The 1,426-nt window shown below is 67.9% G+C and carries 1 protein-coding gene; it reads right to left on the reverse strand.

Features of this window, described 5'->3' with window-relative positions; all coding sequences use genetic code 11:
- Positions 1–1,426 (reverse strand): family 20 glycosylhydrolase (locus E1263_RS42360; RefSeq protein ID WP_132178126.1); only part of this gene is annotated, 1,426 nt, incomplete at both ends.

Consider the following 1,426-nt stretch of genomic DNA (forward strand, 5'->3'; position numbering starts at 1 on the left):
GGGGTGATGTGGGACCAGGCCTTCTCGGCGGCGCCGTGGAGGCGGGGGAGGAGCAGGAACTCCAGGTCGTCGCGGCTGGTGACGGTTTCGCACCAGACGGCGGCTTCGATGCCGGCGAGCTGGTCGTCGGACGTGACGCCAGGGGTGTTGGTGACCGGGTCCCAGGTGATGCCGTCTTGGATCGTGGCTGGTGGGTAAGCCCGGAGGCCAACGCGGGCTCGCGTCTCCTCCTGCGCGGGGTCGGCGGATGGGGCCGCGTGCGGGCGGTCGAAGTACAGGTAGGTGGTGGCGGAGACGAGGAGCTTGCTGCCGCGGGCCAAGGCCTTCGGTACGTCGTGCTTCGCTTTGGCGAGGTGTTCGATCAGGAACTCGGGGACCTCAGGGCGTTCGGAGATCGCGTCGATGTCCTGGACGTCGAGCCAGTACTGCGTGAGGTCGGCCGGGTCGACTTCGGCACGCGCGATCTCTTGCCAGCCGACGATCCGTTTGCCCTTGTCACGCACGAGTTCTGCAGCACGTCGTACGAAGGCTGCGTGGGCGTCGTCGGACATACCCCATGCTTCGTCGCCGCCGATGTGCAGGTACGCGCTTCGGGGGAACTGCGGGATGACTGCGTCGACGACGTCCTCGACGAAGGTCCAGACCTCGGGGTCGTTCGGGTCGAGTGAATGGAACTCGAGGTGGCCGCCGTTCGGGAGCGGGATGCCGGGGAGCGCGGTCGTGAGTTCGGGGAAGGCTTTGGACACCGCGCCGGTGTGCCCGGGGAAGTCGATCTCCGGAACCAGCGTGACGAACCGCTCCTCGGCGTACCGGTTGAGCTCGGCCAGCTCCAGCGGCGTGTAGTGACCGCCCGGGCGATCAGCCATCGCGCCGAGCGATCCGAACTTCACCAGCTCAGGGCGGCTGTGCACCTCGAACCGCCAGCCCTGGTCGTCGGTGAGGTGCAGGTGGAGCACGTTGAGCTTGTACAACGCGCACATGTCGATCACCCGCCGTACCGTCTCTGGCGAGTGGAACGTCCGCACCACATCGAACGACAACCCTCGCCAGGCAAACCGGGGACCGTCCACGATCCGCTGGCAAGGGATCGACGAACCATGTACGGCGATCAGTTGCCGGAGCGTGGTGAGCCCGCGATACACGCCCTCGGCGGTCGCGCCCCAGACCCGAATCCCGTCCGCGCCAACCTCAACCCCGTAACGCTCGTCCACCTCCACCCCATCAGCCCGAACCCCAGCCACAGCCCGTACGACGTCCAGCCCCTCCGAGCCGAATGTCACCCGAACCGCACCCGACGCGGCCCCGCCGGCCGAGAACAAATGCGGGAGGTTCGACTCGCCCCGGACCTCGGTGGTGAAAAGGGCAACGAGCGGGACGAGCTCCGGGGAGCCGGCGGTGATCGGGGTGTGCGGGGTGAGGGCAAAGG

It is taken from the genome of Kribbella antibiotica (genome assembly GCF_004349055.1).
GTDB classification, from domain to species: Bacteria; Actinomycetota; Actinomycetes; order Propionibacteriales; family Kribbellaceae; genus Kribbella; species Kribbella antibiotica.